Origin of the sequence: Actibacterium lipolyticum (assembly GCF_900184935.1) — a bacterium.
Classification (GTDB): Bacteria; Pseudomonadota; Alphaproteobacteria; order Rhodobacterales; family Rhodobacteraceae; genus Actibacterium_A; species Actibacterium_A lipolyticum.
The window spans coordinates 730,842-756,380 of the sequence record NZ_FXYE01000001.1; the positions used below are offsets into that span (position 1 = coordinate 730,842).

Here is a 25,539-nt window from a genome sequence, read left to right on the forward strand (position 1 = left end):
GATGAACGACGACAAGCTGAAGATTGCCAGGCAGTTTATCGAAGCTATTCCGCATTCACGCGCGTTAGGAATGCAACTGGACCTTATGGAGCCCGGTATCGCCGAGATTTCCATGCCCTATGATGAAAAATTGATCGGCGATCCGCGGACTGGCGTTATTCATGGCGGCGCGGTGTCGGCGCTGTTGGATACCTGCGGTGGGGCAGCGGTGGTAACGCACCCAGCGGCCCCTGCGGGCACAGCAACGATCGATCTGCGCATCGACTATATGCGCCCAGCGACGCCGGGCCAGCGGATCAAAGCGCGGGCAGAATGCTATCACGTGACGCGTTCGGTCGCGTTTGTGCGTGCAACCGCAATGGATGAAGATGCGGATCGCCCGGTTGCAACGGCAACGGGGACATTCACCGTGGAACGCCTTGAAGGAGCCGCGAAATGAACCGCCCCCGGCCAGAGCCCGTTCAAGTGGTCAAACAACGCCGTGACGCTGTTCTTGCGTCGCTGGTTCACGGTGTTCCCTACATCCGCTTTTTGGGGATCGAGTTTGACCGGCGCGGCGATGAACTGACCGCCATCTTGCCCTTTGACGAAAAGCTGATCGGCAACCCGATGCTGCCTGCCCTTCACGGTGGTGCAACGGCGGCGTTTCTGGAGGTGACCGCAATCATTGGCCTGTCGTGGGCAATGGTGTGGGAACAGATGGAAAGCGGCGCGCTTGATCCGCAATCCCTTGACGAAGACCACATGCCTAACCTGCCCAAGACGATCGATTTCACCGTTGATTATCTGCGGTCGGGTCTGCCGCGTGATGCATATGCGCGGGCGCGTGTGAACCGTTCTGGCCGCCGGTATGCCTCTGTGCATGTCGAAGGGTGGCAGGACAATCGCGGACGGTTGTTTGCGCAGGCCACGGGTCATTTCCTTATGCCTCAACGCGATGGCTGACACGGCCGCCGCGCTGACGCACCGCCGCGTTCTGACCATCGCTCTGCCTATCGTGCTGTCGAATGCGACGGTGCCGATCTTGGGGGCGGTTGATACCGGGGTGGTGGGCCAGATGGGGCTGGCCGCGCCGATTGGTGCCGTCGGCATCGGCGCGATTATTATCACCGGGATCTATTGGATATTCGGGTTTCTGCGGATGGGCACGACGGGGCTAACCTCGCAGGCGCATGGCGCTGGGAACCGCGGCGAAGTTGACGCAATGCTGTCGCGGGCGTTGATGGTCGGGGTTGGCGCTGGGCTGGCGATGATCCTGCTGCAAATTCCGCTGTTTTGGGCCGCCTTCCAACTTTCCCCCGCCAGCGCCGAGGTCGAGGGGATGGCGCGCAGCTATATGGGCATCCGCGTCTGGTCGGCCCCAGCGGCGATTGCGATTTACGGGATCACCGGCTGGCTGATTGCGCTGGAACGCACGCGGGCGGTTTTGGTCATGCAGCTTTGGATGAACGGCGTGAATATCCTGCTGGATCTTTGGTTCGTGCTTGGCCTGGACTGGGGTGTCGAAGGCGTGGCGACTGCGACGTTCCTTGCCGAATGGTCTGGGGCGGCGCTTGGACTTTGGCTGTGCCGCGATGCGTTTGCAGGGGCTGGGTGGAAAGACTGGCCCCGCGTCTTCGACAGGGCGCGGCTAAAGCATATGGCGCGGGTGAATTCCGATATCCTGATCCGGTCACTTTTGCTTCAGGCGATCTTTATCTCGTTCCTGTTCTTTGGCGCGGATTTTGGCGATGTGCCTTTGGCGGCAAATCAAATCCTTTTACAGTTCCTAGCAATCACCGCCCATGCGCTTGATGGTTTTGCCTTTGCGGCAGAGGCATTGGTGGGCCAAGCGCTGGGCGCGAAAGCGCGGGATGCTTTGCGGCGCGGCGCGTTGCTGACAAGTTTTTGGGGGCTGATCTGCGTTATCGCGTTGGCCGGTGCGTTCGCAGTTTTCGGCGGGCAGATCATCGACATCATGACCACCGCACCCGAGGTGCGGGCAGAGGCGCGGCAATACCTGATCTATATGACCTTTGCGCCGTTGATCGGCCTTGCCGCTTGGATGTTTGACGGGATATTTATCGGTGCAACGCGCACGGCCGATATGCGCAACATGATGGCGATTTCATTCGTGGTTTACGGTGTTGCGCTGGCCGTGCTTATGCCGCTTTACGGAAATCATGGCCTTTGGCTGGCGCTGTTGATTTCATTTGCCGCGCGCGGGCTTACCCTTGGGGCACGTTATCCAGCGCTTGAGGCTTCGGTGGATTAAAGAATATCCAAAACCCGCTCGGGCGGGCGCCCAATTGCGGCCTTGCCGTTGGCAAAGACGATGGGGCGTTCGATCAGCACCGGGTTTTGGGCCATTGCCGCCAGCAGCGTTTCGTCGTCATCGTCTTTTGTCAGGCCAAGTTCGCCGAACCGCTTTTCCTTGATGCGCATCATTTCGATCGCGCGCAGGCCAAGCGTGTCGCGCGTCAGGCGAAGCTCTTCGATGCTGGGGGTATCATCCAGATACTTGCGAACCGCGGGCTGATCGCCGCGGTCCTGCAAAAGCGCCAGTGTTTCGCGCGATTTTGAACAGCGCGGGTTGTGCCAGATTGTAATGCTCACAACCATTCCTCCCGTCCGGAGCCAACTGCGTCGGCCACGTTGGCGAATTCATCACGTTCCAGCAAGCTTTCCAGCCCGTCAACGATCCGTGGGATCAGGGACATGCCTTCGTATACCATCGCCGAATACAGCTGCACGGCAGAGGCCCCCGCGCGGATCTTGGCATAGGCCTGTTCAGCCGACGAGATACCGCCAACCCCGATCAGCGGCAGTTTCCCGTCGGTAAGTTGGGAAAGTCGCGCCAGAACACGGGTCGATTTTTCAAACAACGGTGCGCCGGACATGCCGCCCATTTCCCCGGCGTCCGCACTTTTCAGCCCGTCGCGCGATAGGGTGGTGTTTGTCGCAATAATCGCATCCACGCCGGTGGTGGTCGCCACTTCGGCAATCTCGGCCAGTTCGGCGTCGATCAGGTCCGGGGCGATTTTCAGGAAAACCGGAATGGGTTTGGCAAGTGCAGCGCGTGTTTCCATGACGCCGGTCAACAAGGCCGTAAGCGCGGCTTTCCCCTGAAGGTCGCGCAGCTTTTCGGTGTTGGGCGATGATACATTGACGGTGGCAAAATCCAAATGCGCGCCGCAATGGGCAAGCACTTTGGAAAAGTCGCCAGCACGATCTTCGCTGTCTTTGTTTGCGCCAAGGTTCAGGCCGATAACCGCGTTTCGGGGGCGATTGGCAAGGCGGGTGCCGATTGCCTCCATCCCTTGGTTGTTAAAGCCGAACCGGTTGATGACGGCGCGATCTTCGGTCAGGCGAAACAGTCGTGGGCGCGGGTTACCGGGTTGGGCGCGCGGGGTCGCCGCGCCAACTTCGACAAAGCCAAAACCCGCGCGCGACAATGGCGCAAGGACTTCGGCGTTTTTGTCATACCCAGCGGCCAACCCGACCGGGTTAGGCAGTTTCAGACCGGCAACTGTCGTCGCCAAGCGATCAGAGGTTTTGACGCCGGGCAGCGGAACCAGCCCGCTTTTCAACGCGGTGATGGAAAGCGCGTGCGCGCGTTCAGGGTCGCAGCGATGAAGCAGCGAGAGCCCCAGCCGTTCAAATGCGCTCAAACCACGCCCTCCGGGAAAATATGGCCGGTGGCACCAAGGGGCAGGGATTTATCCCAAATCACCTCATCCATCCGCAGTTCGCGATAGAGGTGGGGGAACAACGCGCCGCCGCGCGACGGTTCCCATTTCAAATCGGCGCCCATTTTGTCAGACTCAAATGCCACAAGCACAAGGTCACTTTCGTCTGCGAAATGTTTCGCAGCGGTTTCGGTCACCTGTTTCGCAGTAGAAAAGTGGATGTAGCCATCAGCCAAATCCACAGGCGCACCTTGGGTGCTGCCACTGGTGCGGAACGTTTCCCATTCGGGACGGCGGAGTATTTTGAATATCAGCATGGCGCGGTGATGCCTTGCAAACTGCGCTGGGTCAATCCTGATGATTGGTCAGAAATGCGATCATTCTTGCACGCGCAGCATGCACCTGTTGGTTGGGGCGAAACGGGCGTTTGTCGGCGCATATGCGCCAGTCCCGCAGCCGCAGAGGTGCGACAAAGCTGTGCCATATTGGCGGTTCAGCAGCAACGGTGCGCTAGAAATAATCAACTAACCGGCTGATTGTCATAAATTTTTGCGCTTTGCGTTTTATGGCGATCCCCAGCCACGTTGGTTGACGTACGGAGAGCGGAAACGCCCTTTGACTCCCTCGCGAACGCGCGTCAATCTATTCCAATAATTCAATGGGAGACTTCCATGTCCATTCGCTTCCTTTCAACTACTGCTGCCGCGCTTGCACTTTCCGCGGGCACCGCCGCAGCCGATTATTCGCTTACCATTCTGCACACGAACGATTTCCACGCGCGTTTTGAGCCGATCTCAAAATATGACAGCGGGTGTTCGGCAGAGGACAACACAGAAGGCAAATGCTTTGGCGGTTCGGCCCGTCTGGTCACCGCGATCGAAGAGGCACGCGCGCGCACCAACAACTCCATCCTTGTGGATGGTGGCGATCAGTTCCAAGGCACGCTGTTCTATACCTATTACAAAGGTAAGGTCGCGGCCGAGATGATGAACAAGATGGGTTACGATGGCATGACCGTCGGTAACCACGAATTCGACGATGGCCCCGAAGTTCTGAAGGGCTTCATGGACACGATCAATTTCCCGATCCTGATGTCCAACGCCGATGTATCGGGCGAGCCGCTGTTGGCTGATAGCCTGATGAAATCGACAATCATCGAACGTGGTGGTGAAAAGCTGGGCCTGATTGGTCTGACACCACAAAACACGGACGAACTGGCCAGCCCCGGTAAGAACATCGTCTTCACCGATCCGGCCGAAGCCGTTCAAGGCGAAGTCGACAAGCTGACTGCCGAAGGCGTGAACAAGATCATCGTCCTGTCCCACTCTGGCTATGCTGTCGATCAGGCAGTTGCGGCGAACACCACGGGCGTTGACGTTATCGTTGGTGGCCACACGAATACCTTGCTGTCCAACACCTCGGACCGCGCGGAAGGGCCGTACCCGACAATGGTTGGCGATACAGCCATCGTTTCGGCCTATGCCTATGGTAAGTTCTTGGGCGAGCTGAACGTGACCTTCAACGACGAAGGCGTGATCACCGAAGCCGTGGGCGAGCCGATCATCATGGACGCCGCCGTGACCGAAGATGAAGGCACCGTTTCGCGGATCAGTGAACTGGCCGCGCCGCTGGAAGAAATCCGCCAGAAGGTTGTTGCCGAAACTGCCGAAGCCATCGAAGGCGACCGTTCTGTTTGCCGCGCGCAGGAATGCCCAATGGGTAACCTTGTGGCAGACGCGATGCTGGCCCGCGTAAAGGATCAGGGTATTCAGGTTGCCATCCAAAACGGTGGTGGCCTTCGGGCCTCCATCGACGCGGGTGAGGTGACGATGGGCGAGGTGCTGACCGTGCTTCCGTTCCAGAACACGCTTTCCACGTTCCAGACAACTGGCCAAACCATCATCGACGCGCTTGAAAACGGCGTTAGCCAAGTGGAAGAGGGCGCAGGCCGTTTCCCACAGGTTGCCGGTATCAAATTCACATGGACTGCCGATGCTGAACCCGGTTCCCGCGTGAAAGAGGTTATGGTGATGGAAGGCGACAGCTTTGTCGCAATCGACCCTGCCAAAACTTACGGCGTTGTGACCAACAACTATGTTCGTAACGGTGGCGACGGTTACAAGATGTTCTCGACCGACGCGACAAATGTCTATGACTTCGGTCCGGACCTTGCCGACGTGACGGCAGAATTTCTGGCCGCTGATGGCCCTTATACACCGTACACCGACGGTCGTATCAGCCAGTAATGGCAGCGTAATATGATGACAGGCCGGGTGTTTCGCCCGGCCTGTTTTCGTTAAGCCATGGGCCAAAACTCAGGGTGCTATGATCAAGCCAGCGTTCAAACGCACAGCAGAAATTTTGCGTGCTACGCCGGACAGCCCCACTTGACGCTCCGCGGGGCATGGCTTAGGTCATCTTCACTGCGCGGGTATGGTGAAATGGTATCATAAGACCCTTCCAAGGTTAAGGCGCGGGTTCGATTCCCGCTACCCGCTCCAGTCCTTCCTCAGACAGCGACGAACTGTTCCTTGTTCCAACGCGCCCAAGGTTCTATGACGGGCCAAAATGGTGGGGAGCGCTGACATGGCAGGACGAAACAGCCAATCTGTTGAAGAACGCGAAAAGTCCAAACGTGTGGGTGCCCTGCGCGGATTGGCGCCGTTCGTTTTTCCTTATCGTCTGCTTGTCGTCCTTTCCGGTATGGCGCTGGTCCTTACGGCCTGTGTGTCGCTTGTTCTGCCGCTGGCGGTGCGCCGCGTGGTGGATGGGTTCGAAACCGAAAACGCCGAACTTCTTGATAGCTATTTTATGGCCGCGCTGGGCATTGCTGCGCTTTTGGCGGTTGGCACGGGGCTTAGATATTACCTTGTGACGCGACTGGGCGAACGGGTGGTGGCAGACATTCGCAAGGCCGTGTTCAACCGCATGATCGGGATGAGCCCCGCGTTCTACGAAAAAGTCATGACTGGCGAAGTGCTTAGCCGGATTACCACCGACACCACGCTGATCCTTTCGGTCATCGGATCGTCCGTTTCTGTGGCGCTGCGTAATGTGCTGATCTTCTTTGGCGGTATGGTCCTTATGCTGCTGACCTCGGCCAAGTTAAGCGGGCTGGTTTTGCTGCTGGTGCCGGCGGTCGTTGTGCCGATCATCGTGTTGGGGCGCCGTCTGCGTGCGCTTTCGCGCGAGAACCAGGATTGGATCGCCGCGTCGTCTGGGTCCGCGTCCGAAGCCCTGCTTTCAGTTCAAACCGTCCAGGCCTTCACGCACGAGACGCAAAGCCGTGACAGTTTCGGCACCGTGACAGAGCGCGCCTATACCTCGGCCAAAAAACGGATCGGTACGCGCGCGGTGATGACGGTTATTGTGATTGCCTTGGTCTTTTCCGGGGTTGTGGGCGTGCTGTGGATCGGCGCCCGCGATGTTCGCGCTGACCTGATGAGCGTGGGCGAACTGGTACAGTTTGTGATCTATTCGGTGATGGTCGCAGGGGCCGTTGGCGCGCTGTCGGAAATCTGGGGCGAACTGCAACGCGCCGCTGGCGCGACAGAGCGTTTGGTCGAACTGCTGAACGCCGAGGACAGCGTCCGTGACCCAGATCAGCCTCAGTCCCTGCCAGCGCCTGTCGCGGGCGCGATCAACTTTGAAGGGGTGACGTTCCATTATCCCACACGGCCTGACCAATCGGCGTTGGAAGATATCAACCTAAGCATCGAAGCGGGCGAAACCATTGCGTTGGTCGGCCCTTCGGGTGCTGGCAAGTCGACAATCATCCAACTGCTTTTGCGGTTCTATGACCCGCAGTCCGGCAGCATCACGCTGGACGGTGTGCGGTTGGACAGCGTCCTACGCTCTGATTTCCGCCAGCACGTGGCGCTTGTGCCGCAAGACCCGGTGATCTTTGCCGACACGGCGCGTGAAAACATTCGTTTTGGCCGCCCCGGTGCCACAGATGCAGAGGTCGAAGAGGCCGCAATTGCCGCCGCCGCGCATGAATTCTTGGTCAAACTGCCGGATGGGTACGACAGTTATGTTGGTGAGCGTGGCGTGATGCTGTCTGGCGGGCAGAAGCAGCGTATCGCGATTGCGCGTGCGATTCTGCGCGATGCGCCGGTTCTGTTGCTGGACGAGGCGACATCGGCGCTTGACGCTGAAAGTGAGCGCGCGGTTCAGGGGGCCGTGGACGAGATGTCGGCAAACCGCACCACAATCATCGTGGCGCACCGTTTGGCGACCGTGAAAAAGGCCGATCGGATCATCGTATTTGAAGATGGTCGCATCGTTGCAGAAGGCACGCATGATGCGCTGGTCGCCGAAGGCGGCCTTTACGCACGGCTTGCGCGTTTGCAATTCACCGCTGGGGTGGAAGAAGCGGCGTGAATTCCCCCTAACGGACCGTTTGACATAGGGCTAACCTCCGGTACGCACTGATATTTTATTCGGAGGAACCGAAATGGGTTTGTGGAGTTTCATCAAGGGTTCGGGCAAAAAGCTCGTTGGCGCGGCAGAAGCATCTGAGGCACCGCCCGAAGATGCACTCAAAAAAGAAATTGATGATCTGGGGCTGGATCTAAGCGGGCTGGATATTTCAGTTGAAGGTGACACGGTCAAAGTAAGCGGTGCCGCCATTAGCCAAGAAATGAAAGAAAAGGTCATTCTGGCCGTCGGTAACGTCGAAGGCGTTGCATCGGTTGATGACAGTTCTACGGGCAACGAACCGGTGTTCCACACCGTCGAAAAGGGCGACACGCTTTGGGCGATTTCGTCAAAGACGCTGGGCAGCGGCGCACGCTATAATGAGATTTTTGAGGCCAATAAGCCGATGCTATCCCATCCAGACAAAATTTATCCTGGTCAGGTTCTACGTATTCCGCAGGGCTGATTTCTGTTAATTTACTTGGGGAAGGGCGCTTTGGTGCCCTCCCGCACCCAGTTACGTTGCGTTTTTGTCTTCGCGTAAAGCTTGCGCCCAAAGTCATTTCTTCTCATTTTTCAAAGAAGCCTAGCCCGGGAGAGGCTAGCGGGGAGGAGACACAATGGGGACCACCACACCGAATAATACCCACCGCCAAGTTGAAGCGGAAGGGCCATGGGAGGGTAGAGACCTTCCTGAAACGATTTACCAAATGCTGTCGGGAACGGCCGACAAGTTCGGGTCGCGCAACGCGCTGACCTTTCAGATGTTCTCGGGGCCGCAAGACAAGGCCGAGACGCTGAGTTGGAACCAGCTTCGTGCCAGCGTGACACAAGCAGCCAATATGTTCCGTTCGCTTGGGATCGGCGACGATGATGTTGTCGCCTATGTTCTTCCGAACTGTAATGAAACCGCGATCACGCTTCTTGGTGGTGCGACGGCGGGTATCGTTAACCCGATCAACCCATTGCTAGAGCCAGAACAGATTGGCGCGATCCTTCGCGAAACGAAGGCCAAAGTCGTCGTCACGCTGAAGAGCTTTCCCAAAACCGACGTCGCGCAAAAGGTGGCCGAGGCTGTAAAGCACGCGCCCAAGGTCGATACCGTGCTTGAGGTTGATCTGCTGCGTTATCTGACGCCGCCTAAGAAATGGATCGTTCCCTTCATCCGTCCGAAAAACCCGGGCGGGCATCACGCGGACCTGATGGATTTCGCGACCGAAATGGCCAAGCACCGTTCAGACGCGCTTGATTTCGTTGAACCCGGCGATCGTGTATCGGCCTTTTTCCACACCGGCGGTACAACCGGTATGCCGAAAGTGGCGCAGCACAAGCATTCGGGCATGATCTATAACGGCTGGCTTGGGCAGCGCCTGTTGTTCACCGAAGAAGATACGCTGATCTGCCCGCTGCCGCTGTTCCACGTGTTCGCGGCCTATCCGACGCTTATGTCGGTGCTGGCATCCGGCGCACATGTCGTGTTCCCGACGCCCGCGGGGTATCGCGGTGATGGTGTGTTCGACAATTTCTGGAAGCTGATCGAACGTTGGAAAGTTACCTTCGTTATCACCGTGCCAACAGCGATTGCCGCCTTGATGCAGCGCCCTGTCGATGCGGATGTGTCGTCATTGCGTATCGCGTTTTCGGGCTCTGCCCCGTTGCCTGTTGAGCTTTACAACCGCTTTGAAAAAGCAACCGGGGTTACGATCTGCGAAGGCTATGGCCTGACAGAGGCGACATGTCTGGTTTCGATCAACCCGCCGGATGACGAAAAGAAAATCGGCTCTGTCGGGATTCCGTTCCCTCATACAGATGTGCGCATTCTGCATTGTGATGCCGATGGCAACGTGAACCGTGAATGCGGTGTCGATGAGGTGGGCGAGATTTGCGTGTCCAACCCCGGCGTTTTTGACGGTTCGACCTATACGGAAGAAGCCAAAAACCTTGGTCTGTTCGCCGAAGGTAAATACCTTCGCACGGGCGATCTGGGTCGTTTGGATGCAGACGGTTACCTGTACATCACGGGTCGCGCAAAAGACCTGATTATTCGGGGCGGTCATAACATTGACCCTGCCGAAATCGAAGAAGCGTTGGCCGGTCACCCCGCCATTGCATTCGTCGGTGCCATCGGTCAGCCCGACAGCTTCGCAGGCGAACTGCCTTGCGCCTATGTTGAACTGGTGGACGGGGCCGAGGTTACAACCGACGCGCTGATGGAGCATGCAAAGGTTCACATCCACGAACGCGCAGCATTCCCGAAATACATCGAGGTTCTGGACGAATTGCCCAAAACCGCCGTGGGCAAAGTGTTCAAGCCAGAGCTGCGGAAGAAGGCGATCACTCGCATTTACAACGATGCGTTGGCGAAGGCCGGGCACGCCGTTCACGTTGGCGAAGTTGCTGAGGATAAGAAACGCGGCCTCGTCGCGCGCCTTGTTCGCGACGGGGATGTCGATGAAGAGGCGGTCAGCCACGTCTTGGGCGAATTCACGCGCCCTTGGGAATGGGCCGACGACTAAGACACGTTGAACGACGAAGAGAACGGAGCGGGGCGGTTGCCTCGCTCTTTTCGTTTCTGAAACCTTTATCTATTTGAGACGTATTAGGGCGTTCGCTGAAATGATGGCAGTTTCTAAGCGGGTTACCGTAGTTCTGGGAACGTATAGCTGTCGCAAAATTCCCAGTTAAGGGTTAGCCCCTCTTCCAAGAACTCAAAAAGCGCGGGGTCATAGCTCTGCGCGGATGAAAAATCTGTCACACCGCGTTTTTGTGCCTCGGTCTTGGCAGCCTCGTAGAGAGCGCCTTGCTTGCGATGCTCGGTCAGAAGGGTCGGCTCGGTCGAAGGGTACAAAAGGCCGACATTGTAGTGATACACCGGTATGCCAAATTTATATCGCGCGGTCGTATTGCAGAACTGCTTGGTTTCCGCGCCGCCAAAGGGTGGTTCGATGACCTCAACATCCAGAATTGAGCCGTTGTCGACCTTAGTGTTGTACTGATGCTTGAAGGCACCATCCGTCACATGGGTAAATACCTCTCCGTCCACGCGTGCGCGTTGGATTGCGTGATACGCGAGGCCATCCTTATCAAGGTTCGCAACTTCTATCTGCGATACCACGACCTTCAAATTGCCGAACTGATAGACCTGAGAGCTGATCGTATTTGCGGATGAACGCAGCCCTAGTTTGATCATGAGGCTGTCAAAGTTTTCCGCCCCTGTCAGAAACACGAGCAACGACAGCAAGCCCCCGATTGATATTGCACTGACCCACGAAAAGAATGGTATTCTACGTTTTCGGGTGGTCTCGCTCATATAAACTCTCAGTGTTCGTGGTCTTGCTGAAGATGCAACTTTAGCGGTGCGTGTAATCGGTGTAAATGACGGAAAAGTATGAAGGAATTGATTGCATGGGCCGTTAACCCAACGCGAAAAGTGACACTTTTACCGCCTCTGCAAACCGTGCGCCGGTGCCCACGAAAAGGGTGTTGTTCACCCACGCGTAACGCGGATCGCCCGTTTCAAGCCGCGCGTGGGTGCGCATGTAATAGGCGTCCGGTGCCACGTCTTGCCCGGCGGCGACTGCGGCCATCACATCGGCGGGGCCGTGGCGAAAGCCGTAGTTCTGAATCTCAATCAACGCGCCGTCGTCGGTTTCGAAGGCATAGCGTGTGTCAAGTTCGGCCAACCCATCGTCAAAAATCGTCTGCCAATCCGCGCCTAGGTTCAGGATGCGGCCGTTCAGCCGTGGCCCTGCGACGGTACCGCCCACGATCGGAATGATGCGCCGCTTTCCAGCACGCCCCGCCCCCATTTCACGAATGGGGGCCAGTTCAACGGTCAGGTCGCAGACATGGGTCAGTGTTGGTGCGGTTAGTGTGGTCATTGTTCCCTCGGTTGGCTGGCATTTGGTGGTTGATAAAACTATTTAGTCAGCAGTATTGTTCGGAGTTAGAACTATCCAGCTCCACTTGGCAAGTGCCCCGCCAAGGCAACTCAGAAGGATTAGAACATGAGCGTGCCGCAAAACAAGCGACGGGCCAATGATGAAGATCGTGTCGTAAAGCAAACCGACCTGTACGGGCTGATCGGCTACAACATCAAGCGAAGCTACATGCATATCCACAAGGATTTCAAAGCAACGCTGGATGAATTCAACCTGACGCAACGCACGTTTTCCGTTTTGTCGGTGGTGATCGAAAACCCGAATATCAGCCAAAGCGATGTTGGTCGTGCGTTAGCGATTGAACGTTCGGGAACGGTCGTGATTGTCGACGAATTGGAACAGCGCGACCTTATCAGCCGCGACAAGGCCCCCGGCGACCGGCGGGTTCACGCGCTGAATGCCACGGACAAAGGTCGCGCGTTTTACGCCAAAACGCTTGAGGCCGTGTACGGGCACGAAAAACGGGTTTCAAAACGGCTGAGCAAGGAAGAGCGCCTGACGCTCATCTCATTACTTGAAAAGATCCAAGGGGAGGAAATCTGATTATGGAAATCAACACATCGCGCGTGGCGATTGTTACTGGGGGCGCGTCTGGCCTAGGCGCGGCTGTCGCAAAAGAGCTGTCTTCAGCCGGTGCCAAGGTCACGATCTTTGACATGAACGCCGAACAGGGCGCCGCGATGGCCGAAAGCATCGGGGGGGCTTTTCAACAGGTCGACGTAAGTGACCCGGCAAGCGTGGCAAGCGGCGTGGCGGCCGTAAAAGATGCGCAGGGCGGGATCAACATTCTGGTCAATTGCGCGGGCATCGGCCCTGCGGCGAAAACCGTTTCGCGCGGCGAAGCACATGATCCGGCGATGTTTGACAAGACTATTCGCGTGAACCTGATCGGGACATTCAACTGCGCCTCGCAAGTGGCAGCGGTGATGGCCGAAGGGGACCCTGTCACGGCTGATGGAGAGCGTGGAGTTATTGTGAACACGGCGTCGGTCGCTGCCTATGATGGGCAGGTCGGGCAGGTGGCCTATGCGGCGTCTAAGGGGGGTATCGTTGGGATGACCCTTCCAATGGCGCGGGATTTGTCGCAAATCGGTATTCGCGTCTGCACCATCGCGCCGGGCATTTTCATGACACCACTTTTGGCTGGCCTGCCGGAAGAGGTTCAAACCTCTTTGGGGCAACAGGTGCCGTTTCCGTCGCGCCTTGGCGATCCGGGCGAATTCGCTTCTCTCGCTCGCCACATCGTCGAAAACGCGATGCTGAACGGCGAGGTTATTCGCCTTGATGGCGCCATTCGGATGGCACCGCGGTAAACCATGATGCAGCAAAGCGGAGGCGCAAAGTTCTGGACGCCGACGTTCCAGACCGAACGGCGCGACGACGGAACGATCATCATGCAACAGGAAGGCGCGTTGAGCGATGTCGCGCGCAGCCTTCCTGACCGCTTGGTGCATTGGGCAAGCGAAAGGCCGGATACTGTGTATCTGGCCGAACGCGATGAAAACGGTGACTGGCGCAAGCTGACTTATGCGCAGGTCCTGAGCACGGTGCGTGCCATTGGGGCTGCGTTGTTGTCGCATGGTCTGGGGCCGGATCGCCCTGTGTTGATCCTATCTGAAAACAGCATTGATCACGCGCTTCTTGGCTTGGCCTCGCAATATGTGGGCGTACCGTATTCGCCAATCTCGACCGCGTACTCTTTGGTTTCAACGGACCACGCGAAGTTGAAAGATATCGTGGCGTTGCTGAAGCCGGGGCTGATCTATGCGTCGGACGGTGCGGCCTATGGCAGGGCGTTGGATGCGGTTGGGGGGGCTGGGCACGCCGTCGCGGTCAGCCGTAACCCGCGTGCGGGTGACGTTCTGTTTACCGACATGATGAACGCAGCACCTTCGGACGACGCTGAGGCTGCGTTCGCTGGGCTAACGCCGCAAAGTGTTGGGAAATACTTGTTCACGTCAGGCTCCACCGGGAAGCCGAAGGCAGTCATAAATACCCAAGAGATGATGATGGCCAATCAGGCGATGATTGCGGACTGTTTTCGCTTTCTTGCCGATCACCCGCCTGTGGTGGTCGAATGGGCCCCATGGAACCACACGGCGGGCGGGAACAAGGTCTTTAACATGGTGCTGAACAACGGTGGCACCTTTTACATCGACGAAGGGCGGCCAACGCCAAAAGGCATGGCGGCCAGCATTCGCAACCTGAAAGAGGTTGCGCCGACGTGGTACTTCAACGTGCCGGTCGCTTATGAAATGCTGGTCAGCGCGTTTGAGGCTGACGATGCTCTGCGCCAATCCTTTTTCAGCAGGCTTGATATGATGATGTATGCGGGGGCCGGGATGGCCCAGCATACGTGGGACGCGCTGTTGCGCCTGTCGCGCGAAACAATAGGGCGCGAGGTGTTGCTGACGACGGGCCTTGGCGCGACTGAAACCGGGCCGTTTACGCTGATGTGTACCGAACAACAGGCGCAGGCGGGGAATATCGGTGTGCCAGCCAAGGGCGTCACGTTGAAACTTGTCCCCAACGGCGGCAAGCTAGAGGCGCGCATCAAAAGCCCGTCGATCAAGCAGGGGTATTACGGGGACCCGGACCTTACGGCGGCTTCGCGCGACGAAGAGGGGTTTTACCGCCTTGGCGATGCCTTGCGTCCGGCGGACCCCGACGACCTGAGCAAGGGCTTTTTCTTTGATGGTCGCACGGCTGAAAACTTTAAGCTGGCAACTGGAACTTGGGTGGCCGTCGGTGCGCTGCGCGCGGCCATGGTGAACCATTTTGGCGGCTTGATCCGCGATGTGGTGATCGTTGGCGAAAACCGGGATTACCTTGGCGCGATCGTTCTGTTGAACGCCGACACAGGGCAGGGCAGTGCAGACACCCTGCAAGAAAGGCTGAACAGCTTTGCTGCGGGCGCGACGGGGTCTTCCAACAGGGTGCGGCGAATGGTGGTGATGCAATCGCCACCCGACCTCGATAAGGGAGAGATGACAGACAAAGGCTCTATCAACCAACGGGCGGTGATTGCGAACCGGCCAGAGTTGGTAGAAGCGATTTATGCTGGGGAGGCTGGGGTCTTCGAAGCGCGCTAAGACGCGGGCGATACGGAGACCTGAAAGAGGTGCCAGGGCAAATGCCCCGGCACCTTTTTTGTTAGTAGATGAGCCAGACCAGACCAAGGGTCAGGGCAGGGAACATCGTAAGCAGAACAACCCGCACCAGATCGGCCAACACAAAGGGGAAGGTGCCCTTGAACGTTTGGCTGATTGGGATGTCCTTAGCCATGGAGTTGATGACGAACAGGTTCATCCCCACGGGCGGTGTTATCAATCCAACCTCGACCACGATCAGAACGAGGATACCGAACCACAGACCAAACTCGGTCGGGGTAAGGCCGAAATCCAGTGCCGACATGATCGGAAAGAAGATTGGAACCGTCAGAAGGACCATGGAAAGGCTGTCCATCACGCAGCCGAACACAAGGTACAGCAGCAGCACGACGGTCAACACGAACCACGGGCTGTACCCTTGTTCCGACACCCATTGAGCAGAGGTCTGCGGAAGCTGCGTCAGCGCAAGGAAGCTGTTGAACAGGCCCGCACCCAGCACGATCAGAAAGATCATCGCGGTAGAGCTGGCCGTGGTCAGGATGGCCTCGCCCGTCTTTTTCCACGTTAGCCCACGAGAGATCAGCGCCACAATACCGGTACCCGCTGCACCAACGGCGGCAGCTTCTGTCGGGGTGAAGATACCCAGATAGATACCACCAACCACCATCAGGAAGATGACGATAACAGGCCAAACCGCAATTAATGCCCGGAAACGTTCGCCATAAGGTTTGCGTTCCAGCACGCCGCCGGATTCAGGGACGATCCGCACGTAAATCGCGATGGTGATCATATAGCCGATAGCGGCCAAGATGCCGGGAATGAACGCCGCAGCGAAAAGCTTGGCGATGTTTTGTTCCGTCAGGATGGCGTAGATCACCAGAATGACCGACGGCGGGATCAAGATGCCCAGCGTACCGCCCGCTGCCAAAGCCCCCGTGGCCAGTGGCCCCGAATAGCCATAGCGGCGCAGCTCTGGCAAGGCGACCTGACCCATGGTGGCTGCCGTTGCAAGGGATGAGCCGCAGATCGCGCCAAAGCCCGCACAGGCACCGATGGCCGACATTGCGACGCCGCCCTTACGGTGACCCAGCCATGCCTCTGCTGCTTTGAACAGGCCCGCAGACATGCCGCTTAGCGTGGCGAACTGGCCCATCAGCAGGAACAGCGGAATAATCGACAACGAGTAGTTAGAGAATGTGCCGAAAACCAGATGCTTTAGCTGCCCCATCGTCATGAGGGTAGAGCCGTTTACGATATAGGTTCCGCCAAAGCCCACGGCCAGCATCGCCAGCCCAATTGGGATGCGCAAAAAGATGATCGCAAGCAGGACAGGAAAGGACCACAGTCCAATTTCAATATTGGTCACTTGTGGAACCTCGTAGATTGCGCGCAGAGCGTAGAATGCAGAACGCCGATACGATGACAAAGGCCACCGCGCCCAAAAGGCCTGCGGCGTATGCGATCCATGTCGGGAACTGCAGGATGAATGTGGTTTCGGTATAGGATTTCTTATCCAGCATCCCCAGCCACAGCCGCCATGCGATGATGGACGACGCCGCAAACATCATAAGGTCAGCGATCAAGTCGATCATGCGGTTCATGGTTTTGCCAAATGCCGGTGTGAACAAATCCACACGGGCATGGCCGCGCGCGTATTGCGCCCATGGCAGGAAGCTGAAGATCGCAAATCCGACGCCAAGTTCCATCCATTCGAAGTCACCCTTTACGGGGGACAATCCAAGCGGAACCAGTGTCCGCCCGATAATGCTGATACACGTCATCGCGATCAGCGCAATTAACACCGTGCCGCCAAGCAAGGCCATCGCCTTTGCCAGCCACCCGATGCTGTTATCTATGTGTCGGTACAAGTCACCCACCCCTGCTCAGTCGTTATTTTCGCCCTGGGGACATTGGTCATATGGAAAGGCCCCGAAGCATCTTTGCCCGGGGCCTCCATACTTACATCGCAGATTTTTCCGCGATCAGTGCTTTGGCTTGATCGATCAGCGCTTGGCCGTCGATGTCGCGTTTTGCCATGTCATCAACCCAGCGGCCAATGACGGGCTGTGCAGCCTCTTTCCAACGGGCCACTTCTGCTTCGTCCAGAACGGTGATCTCATTGCCGTTCTTTACAGCGATCTCACGGCCAGGCGCATCATAGTCATACATGACTTTGGCGGCGAAACCGGAAAGCTTGGCACCGGATTCCGCATCGATGGCTGCTTTCACATCGTCAGGAAGCGCGTCGTACTTGGCCTTGTTCATGACCAGAACGATCGTGGCGGTATAAAGCGCCTCGTCACCCGAAAATTCGGTGTGCTTGCCAACCAGTTCGGACAGTTTGATCGCTGGGGTAACTTCCCATGGGATCACTGTTCCGTTGATCACGCCCTTGGACAGACCTTCGGGAATCGCAGGAAGTGGCATGCCAACTGGGGTCGCGCCCAGTTCGGTCAGCATGTCGTTGATGACACGAGTCGGGCCGCGCATCTTTTTGCCAGCCATATCTTCCAGTTTGGACACACCGTCTTTGGTGTGAACAACGCCGGGGCCGTGGACCCATGCACCCAGAACCTTCAGGTCTTTGTATTCGTTGGACTGAAAGTCATCTTCGACCATCTGCCAGAACGCCAGCGATGTGCCGACCGGGTCGGTCATCATGAACGGCAGTTCGAACACCTCGGTGCGTGGAAAGCGGCCAGGGGTGTAGCCAACAACCGTCATCGAAATATCGACAACGCCGTCACGTGCTTGGTCCATCAGTTCTGGTGGGCGGCCACCAAGGGACATGGCATCAAAATGGTCGATCTTGACCTTGCCGCCAGATGCTTCTTCCACGGCTGTCGCCCATGGCTTCAGGATGTGCTTTGGCACTGTTGCCACAGGCGGCAGGAACTGGTGCAGACGCAGTGTTACGTCTTGCGCAGATGCTGCGACGCCGGAAAGGCCCAGCGATGTCGCTGCAACCAGACCGGCTGCTGCGAAGTTGATAAGTGAACGTCTTTTCATGTTTCCTCCCAAAAAAGTTTCAAGCAGGCTCCCTCCCGCTTGTAACATCCCCGACGTGTCAGGGGTTTCCGCCAATACTCCGCTTAACGGAATACCGGCGCACGCTTTTCAAGGAAAGCCTTTAGGCCTTCCTCGGCATCTGGTGTCGACTGCGAGATAGCAGCGCTCAGACTCTCGACGAACAGTCCGTCAGAACGGCTCATGTCGTCAATCCTGCTTAAGCTGTTTATCATCAAATAGTTGGAAAGCGGAGCGTTACGCGCAATCTTGCCCGCAAGTTCCATTGCCAGCGGCAGGGCCTCGCCTTCGCCGACACTGTAATGGGCAAGGCCAAGCTGCTTACCTTCGTCAGCATCGAACTTGCGCCCGGTTAGCATCATTTCCGTCATTCGGTCCGCCCCAAGGATGCGCCCAACACGCACCGTCGCGCCACCGCCAACAAAAATACCGCGCCGCCCCTCGGGCAGTTGGAAAATTGTCGATGGTTCGGCAATGCGCACATGCGTTGACGTCGCAAGTTCTAGCCCGCCACCGATAACGGCACCAAACATCGCGGAAATCACCGGGACGCCGCCATGCTGGATCGAATCCATGATGCGGTGCCAGTTGCGCGAATGATGCAGCGTTTCTTCGGTTGAACGTTTCACATGCTCGCTCAGATCAAGGCCCGAACAATAGTGACCGGCAGTCCCGGTCAACACGGCAACGCGGACGTCTTTCGGCGGCTTGGCAAAGAATGCATCAAGCGCATTAAGCAGCCCGTCATTCATTGCATTTCGTTTGTCAGGGCGGTTCATGGTCAGAATGGCAATCTGACCCTCCACCCGGATCTGAAGCTCGTCCGAAATTGCCGTGCCGTCGTTCATTTCGCCTGTCCATTCCCGTCATGTGCAGAGATATGTCTGCAATATGATTGTTCTGTAACATAGCAATATTGTTTGCCGACGAAGAGTCAAGCTGTTCAGGCGGGCAGGGGCGGTTTGGGGAACGTGCGAATCGAAACAGTTCGCCCTGCGCAACGCCGTCGGGCATGCACATTAGGCAGGTTTGATGATTTTGGTGGATGGTGCTGCTGGAGAGAATCGAACTCTCGACCTCTCCCTTACCAAGGGAGTGCTCTACCTCTGAGCTACAGCAGCTAACTGTGGGCGGCTGATTAGACCCAATTGACCTAGGACGCAAGCGCTATCTGGACGGTTTTTTACTCCTGCGTTAGAGAAGGGGGCATGGATAACAAACCCCATAAATCAAAAGCTGAAAAACCGGCGAAAAGCCGTGAAGATCGGTTGAAACAGGCGTTGAAGGCAAACCTTAGCCGCCGTAAGGCACAGGCAAGGGCGCGTAAGACAGGCGAAAGCCAGGATTGAAAGGCAGAGCAGATGGATTCGATTATTGTACGGGGCAATGGCCCGCTTAACGGTGAAATTCCGATTGCTGGCGCGAAAAACGCCGCTTTGACCTTGATGCCTGCGACGCTGCTGAGTGAAGAGCCGCTAACGCTGACCAACGCGCCGCGCCTGTCTGACATCCGCACGATGACGACCCTGCTGCAATCCCTAGGGGCCGAGGTATCGAGCCTGCAAGACGGTCAGGTGTTGGCGTTGTCGTCGCACAATATCCACAACCACACTGCCGATTATGACATCGTGCGCAAAATGCGCGCGTCGATTTTGGTGCTTGGCCCGATGTTGGCCCGTGACGGTCATGCGATCGTTTCGCTTCCCGGCGGCTGTGCAATTGGGGCCCGCCCGGTCGACCTGCACCTTAAGGGGCTAGAGGCGCTGGGCGCTGATCTGGAACTGAAAGACGGATATGTGCATGCCGAAGCACGTGGCGGCCTGAAGGGCGCGGTTTACGAATTCCCGTTCGTTTCAGTTGGTGCGACAGAAAACATTCTGATGGCCGCGACTTTGGCCAAGGGCACAACAGTTCTGAAAAACGCGGCGCGTGAACCAGAGATTGTCGATCTGGCCGAATGCCTGCGCAAAATGGGCGCACAGATCGAAGGCGAGGGTACCAGCACGATCACCATCCAAGGTGTCGATCGTTTGCACGGGGCGACGCATCCGGTCGTAACGGACCGGATTGAACTGGGCACGTATATGCTGGTTCCGGCGATCACCGGCGGCACGATTGAGTGCATTGGCGGGCGGATGAACTTGGTCTCTGCCTTCGCGGAAAAGCTGGACGCGGCAGGTGTCAGCGTCGAAGAAACAAAGCGGGGCCTGAAGGTTTCCCGCCGTAATGGCCGGGTGAATGCGGTGGATGTGGTCACAGAACCCTTCCCAGGTTTTCCAACCGACCTTCAGGCGCAGATGATGGCCCTGCTTTGCACGGCAGAGGGCACCAGCGTTCTGGAAGAGAAGATCTTTGAAAACCGGTTCATGCACGCGCCAGAACTGATCCGCATGGGCGCGAACATTGACGTTCATGGCGGCACAGCCACGGTGACGGGTGTTGATCAGCTGAAGGGCGCGCCGGTTATGGCAACGGACCTTCGCGCGTCGGTTTCGCTTATTCTTGCTGCGCTGGCAGCAGAAGGTGAAACCATGGTCAGCCGCGTTTATCACCTTGATCGTGGGTATGAGCGGGTTGAAGATAAGCTTAGCGCGTGTGGTGCACATATCGAACGGGTTCAGGAATAATGACCGGTGACGCAACCTACGAAGACGGAGGGGAGAAACCTCTCTTCTTGAAGGCAATGGATGGTGAAGGGCTGGAAGTGATTTCCAGCCTTTCCCAAGATTCCGTATTTCCGGTCACCGAAATGGTCTGGAAACGTCGTGAACGTCGTTTTGCGATTTTGCTGAACCGTTTTCGCTGGGAAGATAAGCTGGCGGCAGAGCGTCGTGGCCGCCCATTTGAACGGGTTCAGGCGCTGTTGGCGTTTGACGACGTCCACGGGGTTTCCACACAAGGCGTCGACCGCAGCGATAAGGATACGGTTCTGTCATTGCTGGCCGTGACGTTTGAGCCCGGCGAAGATGGAACCGGACGGGTGATTTTGACGCTGGCGGGCGACGGAGCAATCGCGCTGGATGTTGAATGCCTTGATGCGACGCTGAAGGATGTCACGCGCCCCTATGTCGCGCCGTCCAGAAAGGCGCCACAGCACCCATAGGTGCTGGCTTTCTGGGGGAACTCTCTTTTTTGATATGGATATCATTCTTAAGGGTTCTTCACCCTTCCGGGAAATGGGATTAAACAGGGCCTAATGCGCAACAAGGGGCTGTTATGCCAAGTTTCCTGGATACCACCGACGCCGATTTCGAAGCCAGTTTTTCGGCGCTTTTAACGGCCAAGCGCGAAGACAGCCCCGATGTCGATGACACCGTAGCCGCAATTATTGCCGATGTGCGTGCGCGCGGCGACGAAGCTGTGATTGAGCTGACGTCGAAATTCGACCGGCTTGACCTGACCCCTGAAACATTGGCCTTTTCGCCCGACGAAATTGATGCCGAATGCGCGAAGGTCGATGCCGAAGATCGCGCCGCCTTGGAATTGGCGGCAGAGCGTATTCGCGCCTATCACGTGCGTCAAATCCCCGAAGATCAAAGCTGGACCGATCCAGAAGGCGCAACACTTGGCTGGCGCTGGACCCCGGTTTCCGCGGCAGGCCTGTATGTGCCGGGCGGTCTGGCCTCTTACCCGTCATCGGTTTTGATGAACGCTATTCCCGCGAAGGTCGCTGGCGTTGAACGTTTGGCGATTTGCGCGCCGACGCCTGATGGCGTTTGCAACCCGCTGGTTCTGTTGGCTGCGCGCCTGTCCGGTGTCGAGACGATTTACCGGATCGGCGGCGCGCAGGCGATTGCGGCGCTGGCCTATGGGACCGCTACGATCAAGCCGGTCGATAAGATCACGGGGCCGGGCAATGCTTTTGTCGCGGCTGCCAAACGGCGCGTGTTCGGTAAGGTCGGTATCGACATGATCGCTGGCCCGTCCGAGATTTTGGTGATCGCAGACAAGAACAATGACCCAGACTGGATCGCGGTTGATTTGCTAAGCCAAGCTGAACATGACGAAAGCGCGCAGTCGCTGCTTATCACCGATGATGCGGCCTTTGGTCGTGCGGTTGCAGACGCCGTTGAAAAGCGTCTTGAAACGCTTGAACGCCGTGCGATTGCGGGGGCCAGCTGGCGCGATTTTGGTGCTGTTATCACGGTGCGCGATCTGGACGAAGCCGCAGAGCTTTCGAACCGTATCGCGCCTGAGCATCTTGAATTGTGCGTGGATGACCCTGACGCGTTGTCGGAAAAGATCACCCATGCTGGCGCCATTTTCCTTGGCCAATGGACGCCCGAGGCCATCGGCGACTACATCGGTGGGCCCAACCACGTTCTGCCGACGGCGCGTTCGGCGCGGTTCTCATCCGGGCTTTCGGTGATGGACTTTGTTAAGCGCACCACGCTTGCCAAGATGACGCCGCAAGCGTTGCGCGCCATCGGCCCTGCGGCCGAACGGCTGGCGATTTCCGAAAGCCTAGAGGCACACGGCCTGTCCGTTCGCGCCCGGCTTGACCGTCTGAACGAGGGGGCAGAATGACCCTATCCCGCTTAACTCAAGTCGATATCGACGACAGTGGCCTTGCGGCCCCAACGCCCGAAATCGAACAAGAGCGTAAAGTCGCTATCTTTGACCTGCTTGAGGAAAACTCTTTCGGGTTGCCGCCGCGCGAGGGGCGTGCTGCCCCGGATGGGCCATATCACCTGCACCTTGCCATTCGTGAAAAGCGGCTGGTGTTCAGCGTATCGACCGAAGCCGGTGAACTGGTTGCCGAATTCCACCTGTCGCTTGGTCCGTTCCGTCAGGTCGTAAAAGACTATTTCCAGATCTGCGAAAGCTATTTCGACGCGGTGAAAAAGCTGCCTCCCGCCAAGATCGAGGCCATCGATATGGCCCGGCGCGGTATTCACAACGAAGGGGCGCGCGTGCTGCAAGAGCGGTTGGAAGGCAAAGCCGAACTTGACTACGACACCGCCCGCCGCTTGTTTACGCTTATCTGCGTATTGCATTTCGGGGGCTGAGCGCGTGGACAAGAGCCTTCCTAGTTCAGTGCTCTTTTGTTGCGACCATAATTCCGTGCGCTCGCCTATGGCCGAAGGGATTGCAAAGCAGCTTTATGGCCACAAGTTTTATGTGCAATCCGTTGGCGTGCGTAATGATCGCGAGATTGACGGGTTTGCCATCGCTACCTGTGCTGAAATTGGTGTGCCGCTTGAACGCCACCGTTCCCGATCATTCGATGAGATGGAACAATGGGGCGACGATTTATCCAGCTTTGATCTGGTGATTGCGCTGTCCCCGGCCAGCCAGCGCCGCGCGCTTGATCTGACGAGGTTCTATCATCTGGATGTTGAATACTGGCCGATCCTTGATCCGACCGGCCTTGGCGAAACCCGCCCAGCAAAGCTTGACGCCTATCGCCAGACGCGGTCCCAAATACGGGACCGGCTGATTGAACGTTTCGGCCCCCCGACGGAGAAAATATAAGATGTCGATTGATGTAATCACCCGGTATTTTGCAGCCTTCAACGCGGGTGACGTGGATGGGATGTTGGCAGAATTGTCCGACGACATCGCGCACCATGTAAACGAAGGCAATGTGCGCCATGGCAAAGAGCTGTTCCGCGCGTTTTGCGATCATATGAATGAAAGCTACCGTGAAAACCTGACCGACATCGTGGCCTTTGCCACCCCCGACGGAACGCGGGGCGCGGCGGAATTCACGGTGAACGGCACCTATCTGAAAACCGATGAAGGCCTGCCAGAGGCGAAGGGGCAGACCTATGTGTTGCCGGCAGGGTCTTTCTTCACGCTCAAAGATGGCAAGATCTGCCGGGTCACGACCTATTACAACCTTGCGGACTGGGTGCGGCAGGTTTCATGACCCTCACGCTGCGCCCACTGACCGGACAGGCCGTGGACGACGCGCTGGATGATCTGGCGCAGCTTCGCATCATGGTGTTTCGTGCGTGGCCCTACCTTTACGACGGCGATCTGGATTACGAGCGGCGCTATATGGCCAGCTACCGCGACAGCGCGGATGCCATTCTGGTTGGGGCTTATGACGGCGACACGCTGGTCGGCGCGGCCACCGGCACGCCGATGGCCGACCACGCGGATGATTTCACCGAAGCGTTTGCCAGCACCAACTATCCGCTGGAACAGGTGTTTTATTGCGCCGAAAGCGTTTTGTTGCCCGCCTACAGGGGGCAGGGTGCTGGCCATGGCTTTTTCGACGCGCGTGAGGCGCACGCCCGCGCGCTTGGGTTCAATTACTGTGCTTTCTGCTCTGTTATGCGGGCTGATGATCACCCAATGCGCCCCGATGGATATCGCCCGCTGGATGCGTTTTGGCGCAAGCGCGGGTATGCACCACTGCCGGGTGTGATTGCCACGTTCGAATGGAAAGATGTTGATGAGGCTGGGCAGTCCCAAAAGCGGCTTCAATTCTGGATCAAAGCCCTATGAAAATCGCCGCAGCCGCATATCCGATTGATTGGCACGATACGTGGGACAGCTATGAAGAAAAGCTGACCCGCTGGGTGGTGGATGCGGCAGGGCAGGGTGCCGATTTGTTGGTCTTTCCCGAATATGGCGCGATGGAGCTTTCCTCCCTTGCCGGGGCAAAGGTGGCTGGCGATCTAGAAGAGTCGCTTCATGCCGTTTCGGGGGTGATGGACCGCGTCGATGCCCTGCATCAGACATTGGCGTGCGAACATTCACTGCACATCCTTGGCGCGTCTGCCCCGATTTGGCACGGCGATCGGCCGGTAAACCGCGCAAGGTTCTTTGCCCCGGATGGCAAAAGCGGCTTCCAAGACAAGCAAATCATGACCCGGTTTGAGCGCGAGGAGTGGGATGTTCACTCTGGCGGTCCGCTAACCCTGTTCGACACTGCACTGGGTAAGATCGGCGTACTGATCTGTTATGACAGCGAATTTCCATTACTGGCACGCGCATTGATCGACGCGGGGGCGGAAATCATTCTGGTGCCATCGTGCACCGATGCCTTGGCCGGTTATTGGCGTGTTCGCATTGGTGCAATGGCACGCGCGTTGGAAGGGCAGTGCATTGTCGTGCAGTCCCCAACCGTCGGCGATGCATCGTGGTGCCCCGCCGTTGACGAAAACGTAGGTGCCGCAGCGATATTTGGCCCGCCAGATCTGGGTTTCCCCGCAACCGGAGTTTTTGCCGAAGGTGACCTAAACGTCCCCGGCTGGACCTTCGCAGAGGTCGAAACAGACGCGGTTCGAACCGTCCGTTCCAAGGGCCAAGTGTTGAATTTGACCCACTGGTCAGAGCAGCCAGAAAAGGCTCTTCAGGTAACTGAAACGTGCTTGCGCTGATTTAACCCTTGAAAATCAGCGAAACCGGGCGCATTTAAGG

The 25,539-nt window shown here is 57.5% G+C and carries 28 protein-coding genes and 2 tRNA genes; 20 read left to right on the forward strand and 10 right to left on the reverse strand.

Annotated elements, in window-relative coordinates; translation table 11 throughout:
• Position 1: 1 nt before the first annotated feature.
• The 3 genes from COL8621_RS03575 to COL8621_RS03585 are packed head-to-tail and all read left to right on the forward strand — an operon-like array spanning position 2 to position 2,254.
• A complete protein-coding gene (locus COL8621_RS03575) occupies positions 2-439 on the forward strand; it encodes a PaaI family thioesterase (RefSeq protein WP_093965941.1) in 438 nt (145 codons plus the stop codon).
• The gene (locus COL8621_RS03580) at positions 436-945 is read left to right on the forward strand and encodes a PaaI family thioesterase (RefSeq protein ID WP_093965942.1); all 510 of its coding nucleotides are present in this window, start codon (positions 436-438) and stop codon (positions 943-945) included. Before COL8621_RS03575 ends, COL8621_RS03580 begins: the two co-directional genes overlap by 4 nt.
• A complete protein-coding gene (locus COL8621_RS03585; RefSeq protein WP_093965943.1) occupies positions 938-2,254 on the forward strand; it encodes an MATE family efflux transporter in 1,317 nt (438 codons plus the stop codon). The genes COL8621_RS03580 and COL8621_RS03585 overlap by 8 nt, the downstream gene beginning before the upstream one ends.
• On the opposite strand, the gene arsC is transcribed toward COL8621_RS03585, so the two are convergent.
• The 3 genes from arsC to COL8621_RS03600 are packed head-to-tail and all read right to left on the reverse strand — an operon-like array spanning position 2,251 to position 3,985.
• Entirely contained in the window at positions 2,251-2,601 is a 351-nt protein-coding gene (arsC, locus tag COL8621_RS03590) for an arsenate reductase (glutaredoxin) (RefSeq protein ID WP_093965944.1), read from the reverse strand. The two genes, COL8621_RS03585 and arsC, sit on opposite strands and share 4 nt — an antisense overlap.
• Positions 2,592-3,650: a quinone-dependent dihydroorotate dehydrogenase gene (locus tag COL8621_RS03595; RefSeq protein WP_093965945.1), complete on the reverse strand. Its 1,059-nt coding sequence runs from the start codon at positions 3,648-3,650 to the stop codon at positions 2,592-2,594. The genes arsC and COL8621_RS03595 overlap by 10 nt, the downstream gene beginning before the upstream one ends.
• The gene (locus COL8621_RS03600) at positions 3,647-3,985 is read right to left on the reverse strand and encodes a DUF952 domain-containing protein (protein ID WP_093965946.1); all 339 of its coding nucleotides are present in this window, start codon (positions 3,983-3,985) and stop codon (positions 3,647-3,649) included. The genes COL8621_RS03595 and COL8621_RS03600 overlap by 4 nt, the downstream gene beginning before the upstream one ends.
• Before the next feature lie 354 nt (positions 3,986-4,339).
• On the opposite strand from COL8621_RS03600, the gene COL8621_RS03605 reads away from it, so the two are divergent.
• The 5 genes from COL8621_RS03605 to COL8621_RS03625 all read left to right on the forward strand — a co-directional run bounded on the left by COL8621_RS03605 (position 4,340) and on the right by COL8621_RS03625 (position 10,603).
• On the forward strand, positions 4,340-5,914 hold the full coding sequence (locus tag COL8621_RS03605; RefSeq protein WP_093965947.1) for a bifunctional metallophosphatase/5'-nucleotidase: 1,575 nt from the start codon (positions 4,340-4,342) through the stop codon (positions 5,912-5,914).
• A 181-nt stretch (positions 5,915-6,095) separates the two neighbouring features.
• A tRNA-Gly gene (locus COL8621_RS03610) sits at positions 6,096-6,169 on the forward strand.
• Positions 6,170-6,254: 85 nt separating this feature from the next.
• Positions 6,255-8,051: an ABC transporter transmembrane domain-containing protein gene (locus COL8621_RS03615; protein ID WP_093965948.1), complete on the forward strand. Its 1,797-nt coding sequence runs from the start codon at positions 6,255-6,257 to the stop codon at positions 8,049-8,051.
• Between the two features lie 73 nt (positions 8,052-8,124).
• Complete coding sequence (gene lysM / locus COL8621_RS03620; protein ID WP_093965949.1) at positions 8,125-8,553, forward strand: peptidoglycan-binding protein LysM; 429 nt, start codon at positions 8,125-8,127, stop codon at positions 8,551-8,553.
• Between the two features lie 154 nt (positions 8,554-8,707).
• Positions 8,708-10,603, forward strand: a complete 1,896-nt coding sequence (locus tag COL8621_RS03625; RefSeq protein ID WP_093965950.1) for an acyl-CoA synthetase — start codon at positions 8,708-8,710, stop codon at positions 10,601-10,603.
• Positions 10,604-10,725: 122 nt separating this feature from the next.
• Here COL8621_RS03625 and COL8621_RS03630 read toward each other — a convergent pair whose 3' ends face one another.
• Both COL8621_RS03630 and COL8621_RS03635 read right to left on the reverse strand, forming a co-directional pair.
• Positions 10,726-11,277, reverse strand: a complete 552-nt coding sequence (locus COL8621_RS03630) for a hypothetical protein (protein WP_141137824.1) — start codon at positions 11,275-11,277, stop codon at positions 10,726-10,728.
• A 223-nt stretch (positions 11,278-11,500) separates the two neighbouring features.
• Positions 11,501-11,968 (reverse strand): DUF3237 domain-containing protein, encoded by a 468-nt coding sequence (locus COL8621_RS03635; RefSeq protein WP_093965952.1) that lies wholly within the window; start codon positions 11,966-11,968, stop codon positions 11,501-11,503.
• A 126-nt stretch (positions 11,969-12,094) separates the two neighbouring features.
• On the opposite strand from COL8621_RS03635, the gene COL8621_RS03640 reads away from it, so the two are divergent.
• The 3 genes from COL8621_RS03640 to COL8621_RS03650 are packed head-to-tail and all read left to right on the forward strand — an operon-like array spanning position 12,095 to position 15,120.
• Complete coding sequence (locus COL8621_RS03640) at positions 12,095-12,571, forward strand: MarR family winged helix-turn-helix transcriptional regulator (protein ID WP_093965953.1); 477 nt, start codon at positions 12,095-12,097, stop codon at positions 12,569-12,571.
• 2 nt (positions 12,572-12,573) lie between these two features.
• Positions 12,574-13,341 (forward strand): SDR family NAD(P)-dependent oxidoreductase, encoded by a 768-nt coding sequence (locus tag COL8621_RS03645; protein WP_093965954.1) that lies wholly within the window; start codon positions 12,574-12,576, stop codon positions 13,339-13,341.
• A gap of 3 nt (positions 13,342-13,344) precedes the next feature.
• Entirely contained in the window at positions 13,345-15,120 is a 1,776-nt protein-coding gene (locus tag COL8621_RS03650; RefSeq protein ID WP_093965955.1) for a feruloyl-CoA synthase, read from the forward strand.
• Between the two features lie 61 nt (positions 15,121-15,181).
• On the opposite strand, the gene COL8621_RS03655 is transcribed toward COL8621_RS03650, so the two are convergent.
• The 5 genes from COL8621_RS03655 to COL8621_RS03675 all read right to left on the reverse strand — a co-directional run bounded on the left by COL8621_RS03655 (position 15,182) and on the right by COL8621_RS03675 (position 19,286).
• Positions 15,182-16,504, reverse strand: a complete 1,323-nt coding sequence (locus COL8621_RS03655) for a TRAP transporter large permease (protein ID WP_093965956.1) — start codon at positions 16,502-16,504, stop codon at positions 15,182-15,184.
• The gene (locus tag COL8621_RS03660) at positions 16,491-17,006 is read right to left on the reverse strand and encodes a TRAP transporter small permease (RefSeq protein WP_235823719.1); all 516 of its coding nucleotides are present in this window, start codon (positions 17,004-17,006) and stop codon (positions 16,491-16,493) included. The genes COL8621_RS03655 and COL8621_RS03660 overlap by 14 nt, the downstream gene beginning before the upstream one ends.
• Positions 17,007-17,097: 91 nt before the next feature.
• Positions 17,098-18,147 (reverse strand): TRAP transporter substrate-binding protein, encoded by a 1,050-nt coding sequence (locus tag COL8621_RS03665; RefSeq protein ID WP_093965957.1) that lies wholly within the window; start codon positions 18,145-18,147, stop codon positions 17,098-17,100.
• Positions 18,148-18,230: 83 nt separating this feature from the next.
• Complete coding sequence (locus COL8621_RS03670; RefSeq protein WP_093965958.1) at positions 18,231-19,013, reverse strand: crotonase/enoyl-CoA hydratase family protein; 783 nt, start codon at positions 19,011-19,013, stop codon at positions 18,231-18,233.
• A 198-nt stretch (positions 19,014-19,211) separates the two neighbouring features.
• Positions 19,212-19,286: transfer RNA gene (locus COL8621_RS03675), tRNA-Thr, on the reverse strand.
• 87 nt (positions 19,287-19,373) lie between these two features.
• On the opposite strand from COL8621_RS03675, the gene COL8621_RS19075 reads away from it, so the two are divergent.
• The 9 genes from COL8621_RS19075 (at position 19,374) to COL8621_RS03715 (ending at position 25,499) form a co-directional block, all read left to right on the forward strand.
• A complete protein-coding gene (locus tag COL8621_RS19075; RefSeq protein ID WP_176438428.1) occupies positions 19,374-19,514 on the forward strand; it encodes a hypothetical protein in 141 nt (46 codons plus the stop codon).
• A 12-nt stretch (positions 19,515-19,526) separates the two neighbouring features.
• The gene (murA, locus tag COL8621_RS03680; RefSeq protein WP_093965959.1) at positions 19,527-20,792 is read left to right on the forward strand and encodes a UDP-N-acetylglucosamine 1-carboxyvinyltransferase; all 1,266 of its coding nucleotides are present in this window, start codon (positions 19,527-19,529) and stop codon (positions 20,790-20,792) included.
• Complete coding sequence (locus COL8621_RS03685; RefSeq protein ID WP_093965960.1) at positions 20,792-21,268, forward strand: DUF2948 family protein; 477 nt, start codon at positions 20,792-20,794, stop codon at positions 21,266-21,268. Before murA ends, COL8621_RS03685 begins: the two co-directional genes overlap by 1 nt.
• 113 nt (positions 21,269-21,381) lie before the next feature.
• A complete protein-coding gene (gene hisD, locus COL8621_RS03690; protein ID WP_093965961.1) occupies positions 21,382-22,692 on the forward strand; it encodes a histidinol dehydrogenase in 1,311 nt (436 codons plus the stop codon).
• Positions 22,689-23,174 carry a UPF0262 family protein gene (locus COL8621_RS03695; RefSeq protein WP_093965962.1) on the forward strand — a complete coding sequence of 162 codons (486 nt, stop codon included), beginning with the start codon at positions 22,689-22,691 and terminating at the stop codon, positions 23,172-23,174. Before hisD ends, COL8621_RS03695 begins: the two co-directional genes overlap by 4 nt.
• Positions 23,175-23,178: 4 nt before the next feature.
• The gene (locus tag COL8621_RS03700) at positions 23,179-23,640 is read left to right on the forward strand and encodes an arsenate-mycothiol transferase ArsC (RefSeq protein WP_093965963.1); all 462 of its coding nucleotides are present in this window, start codon (positions 23,179-23,181) and stop codon (positions 23,638-23,640) included.
• A gap of 1 nt (position 23,641) precedes the next feature.
• Positions 23,642-24,037: a ketosteroid isomerase-related protein gene (locus tag COL8621_RS03705; RefSeq protein ID WP_093965964.1), complete on the forward strand. Its 396-nt coding sequence runs from the start codon at positions 23,642-23,644 to the stop codon at positions 24,035-24,037.
• Positions 24,034-24,621 (forward strand): GNAT family N-acetyltransferase, encoded by a 588-nt coding sequence (locus COL8621_RS03710; RefSeq protein WP_093965965.1) that lies wholly within the window; start codon positions 24,034-24,036, stop codon positions 24,619-24,621. Before COL8621_RS03705 ends, COL8621_RS03710 begins: the two co-directional genes overlap by 4 nt.
• Positions 24,618-25,499: a carbon-nitrogen hydrolase family protein gene (locus COL8621_RS03715; protein WP_093965966.1), complete on the forward strand. Its 882-nt coding sequence runs from the start codon at positions 24,618-24,620 to the stop codon at positions 25,497-25,499. Before COL8621_RS03710 ends, COL8621_RS03715 begins: the two co-directional genes overlap by 4 nt.
• Positions 25,500-25,539: the final 40 nt, after the last annotated feature.